Below are 3,968 nucleotides of genomic sequence, written 5' to 3' on the forward strand. Positions count from 1 at the left end.
TTTTAGAATCGATAGTATTTGATTGTCACTAAATTTTGATCTTTTCATGCAGAATCTCCTCCAGCATAGATTATGAGAAAATTCTATTTTTGGCATCAATTATTTTTCGGGGGGATTACCGTGGTTTGTGCCTATCCAAAGCCACCTGTCATAAAACCCTCTATCTTTATGCCATTTCTTGATAGATTTAAGTAAAATTTCTCTTTGTCTTTCTTGTATCTTTGTGTCTTTAATAAGAGTTGCCAGATCGTTCTGACTGCATAAAGTGGTATCATTTTTTTTTTGCATACTTCACTTCCTTAGAGAAGTAACTTTACGGATTTTTCAATCCCCTAGGCTTGCTATTGGTGAAAAAATTTTGGGCATACTATTTAATGATAAAGATTTTGTCAACTCAAAATAAAAAACTACATAATAGATTTAAACAAAAAAATAATTACATACCGATATTTTCCTTTGAACTTTATTTGTCTTACAGATTTTGTAGAGAAGAATATACATACTTTATACTTGCACCTATTGAATCATTTCACGATTCAAGATGGAGTGACAAATTTTATGATGCTCGAATTCGCCCAATATTAGATAAAATGGATGAAATTGAAAAAAAACATGGCCTTAAAGATGGTCATTCCTGGCCTGCTGGAAAAGGGCCACGTGAGTACAACAAACCATCAAAAGAATACGATAAAATATATGAAGAAACATTTATAGAAACTTTAAGAGAATTTGATAGGTTACGAGAACATGGGCGTAGAATTTTCCATCATAAGGATGCTACTTCTGAAATACTCAGAGAGACTGTAATTAACTATGAAAAGGATGCGATGAAATCATCAAAAGCAGGTGCCTATCTTGCTGGAATTATTGCATTAGCCGCTGCTTTAGAAGGAACGCTAATATTAATCTGTTTAAAATCCACTCCACTCGCAGAAGCAGCATTTGAAGAAATTGAGAAACAAGACATAAAGGAAACTGATACCAAAAGAAACAAAAAGAAAGGCAATGCAAAAGATCCAACCACATGGAGCTTTGATACACTTATACAGGTATGTACTAGAACTGGCTGGATACAAAACATAGAGACTGAAAATGCCGTTTTTAATGCTTCAGAAATAGCACACCTTTTAAGGAAAATGAGAAATTACGTACACCCGGCTAGACAAAGCAAGGAAAAACCGTGGATGGTAACAAGTGAAAAAGAATATCAAATGGCTCAGAGCATTTATATAGCTCTGGTATATTCCTTAGACGAAAAATATAATGTGTTTAAATAAAGTAATTGTTATCGACATTAAATTATAGTCTCCTTTTAAAAGCATAATTTAACTTTGATATCAATTAATGTCTATCAATTACATTTCAAAAACGGTACCAAAATTGGTACCAAATTTTCATTAATATTGATTTTTAATTTGTAACCCATTGATTTTAAAATGCCGCTGCGCGGAATCGAACCTCAGACCTTTTGATTACGAATTAGTGAATTATGGGTTTTAGCCAATTTGACACTCTTTGAAATTCTTTTAATATCCCTTTATTTACTTGATGTTACAGCATTATTACGTTATAAGTTCTATTAATGGATTTTAAATAATTGTGCGACACAGTTGCGACACATTCAAAAACAAGTGTAAAAGTTAATTATGAAAATAAACAAAACAAATGTAGAAAACCTCCCTCTTCCTCAAGCAACGGAAGTAGGAAAAACGACACAAAAAAGATATTACGACGACAATCTGAAAGGCTTCGGCATACGTGTGACTTCTGGAGGAGCAAAAGCCTTTTTCGTTGAAAAATTCATAAATAAGAAACGCTGCCGAATTACTTTAGGGCATTACCCAGAGTTAACCGCTGAAATGGCAAAAAACAAAGCCCTGCACCTTTTAGGGCAAATCGCCATGGGCATTGACCCTATCGCTGAAAAGAAAGCAACTGAGGTTCGAGATATTACTTTGAATCAAGTCTTTAAAAACTACCTAAAAACCAGAAAGAACTTAAAGCCTAGAACTATAGATAATTACAAACACATATTAGATAAAGCCTTCACGAGCTGGAAGAGTAAACCTATGTTATCAATCACCAGAGATCGCATAGCTAAATACCACGAAAAGCTGGGCAACGAACATGGAGAAGCCTATGCTAATTTAGCCATGCGAATCCTAAGAGCCTTATTCAATTTTGCAGCTGGCCAGTATGAAGACAACAGTGGTCACTCTCTTTTCATCGATAACCCAGTAAAACGCCTGTCGCAAACACGTGCCTGGTATCGCATCGAAAGACGAAAAACCTATATAAAGTCTCATGAACTAGCCGCATGGTATGCTGGTTTACAACAAATCCAAAACGATACATTACGAGATTATTTGTTGTTAATCTTATTAACAGGTCTACGCCGACAAGAAGCAGCGACTTTGAAATGGTCTGATCTCGACTTAAAAGCAAAATCATTCACTATCAATAAAACCAAAAACAATGAATCCCACACCCTCCCCCTTTCTGACTTTCTTTATGATCTACTGATTGCCAGAAAAGAAAAAGCAATAAACGACTATGTTTTTCCGGGACCAGGGGCAGCAGGTCATATTATTGAACCACGTAAGACAATGGCGCATGTGATAAAAAACTCCGGCGTTCATTTTACAGTCCATGATTTGAGACGAACTTTTATCACTATTGCTGAAAGTCTGGATATCCCTGCTTATGCGTTGAAGCGTTTAATGAACCATAAGATGAGTAATGATGTGACTGCTGGGTATATTATTGTTGATGTTGAACGGCTACGAAAGCCTATGCAGCTTATTACAGACTACATTTTGAAATGTATGTGTGTAGTAAAATCTGCGGAAATACTACCATTAGAACAAATTAAAAAAGAGCCTCATAGATTTTTATAAATGTACGAATCTTGACAAGACAATGCATATGCATTACCATATAATATATACATCTTTATCGAGATAATCATGGCTAGATTACTACAAACCGAGTCCACCCTCACAGATCGTTATCAAACAACTGTACCAGATGCTGTAAGAAAAGCCCTGCATCTAGGAAAAAGAGATAAAATTCGATACACCGTTCAATCTGACGGCCATGTTCTTATGACTCGAGCAGAGGATGAAGAAGATCCAGTAATTGCTGAATTTTTGAATTTCATTGCTAAAGACATTCAAAATAACCCCAAAAATCTGACAACTATTAGTCAGGATTTAATAACTCGCATCCACTCTTTAGTTGCAAATGTAGAAGTCAATTTAGATGAACCTTTAACCGAGGATGAAGAATTAATTGAAAACCGAGTAACTCGCTAATGGTTGATAATTCAATAATAACAATAAATGGTTGGGCTATTTTATGTCATCCTCTTTTTTTGCAACAAGTAGAGGCGCTGGCTAATGAGGTAGAAAATGTAAAACAGAAGGACCCTTCAAATTTTCATACACGAAACTCGACAAAAAAATTAGCAGCTATTGCTAAATTAGCTTTTGAAAAAATTCCAATCGATCCTGCAGCTACAGAATTTCGACAAGGCTCAACATTAGGAAATAACCACAAACATTGGTTTCGAGCTAAATTTTTTCAACAATATCGATTATTTTTTAGATATCATCAAGAAAGTAAAATAATTATTTATGCTTGGGTTAATGATGACAGTTCTAAAAGAGCATATGAGAGTAAAGCAGATGCTTATCATATTTTTCGAAAGATGCTGGAAAATGGACATCCTCCAGATAATTGGGATGAATTACTTAAAGAAGCAAATAACCCTTCGTTAATGAAAAAATTGACTACCAGTTTGGATGCTTTGAAAAGTTAATATATACGATCTGATAAATACGCACCTTTGACGTGGTCAACCAAAATGTTACACCCCAGTTAAGCAACTTTCATTAATAAATCGCTCTGTTTTTCAAATTGATTTGGGCTTAAATATCCCAAATATGAATGTAATCTGTGGCTGTTAT

The 3,968-nt window shown here is 34.7% G+C and carries 5 protein-coding genes; 4 read left to right on the plus strand and 1 reads right to left on the minus strand.

Annotated features, from left to right (window positions below; genetic code table 11):
• Positions 1-99: 99 nt before the first annotated feature.
• A complete protein-coding gene (locus ELY21_RS15390) occupies positions 100-288 on the minus strand; it encodes a hypothetical protein (RefSeq protein WP_127110925.1) in 189 nt (62 codons plus the stop codon).
• Positions 289-347: 59 nt separating this feature from the next.
• Between ELY21_RS15390 and ELY21_RS15395 the strand changes: the two genes are divergently transcribed.
• The 4 genes from ELY21_RS15395 (at position 348) to ELY21_RS15410 (ending at position 3,820) form a co-directional block, all read left to right on the plus strand.
• Positions 348-1,277 carry a hypothetical protein gene (locus ELY21_RS15395; RefSeq protein ID WP_127110926.1) on the plus strand — a complete coding sequence of 310 codons (930 nt, stop codon included), beginning with the start codon at positions 348-350 and terminating at the stop codon, positions 1,275-1,277.
• A 369-nt stretch (positions 1,278-1,646) separates the two neighbouring features.
• Entirely contained in the window at positions 1,647-2,897 is a 1,251-nt protein-coding gene (locus ELY21_RS15400) for a tyrosine-type recombinase/integrase (protein ID WP_127110927.1), read from the plus strand.
• 69 nt (positions 2,898-2,966) lie between these two features.
• Positions 2,967-3,314, plus strand: coding sequence for a type II toxin-antitoxin system PrlF family antitoxin (locus ELY21_RS15405; protein ID WP_127110928.1), 348 nt, complete (start codon positions 2,967-2,969; stop codon positions 3,312-3,314).
• Entirely contained in the window at positions 3,314-3,820 is a 507-nt protein-coding gene (locus ELY21_RS15410) for a type II toxin-antitoxin system YhaV family toxin (protein WP_127110929.1), read from the plus strand. Before ELY21_RS15405 ends, ELY21_RS15410 begins: the two co-directional genes overlap by 1 nt.
• Positions 3,821-3,968: the final 148 nt, after the last annotated feature.

It is taken from the genome of Legionella sp. km535 (genome assembly GCF_003990085.1).
Lineage (GTDB): Bacteria > Pseudomonadota > Gammaproteobacteria > Legionellales > Legionellaceae > Legionella > Legionella moravica.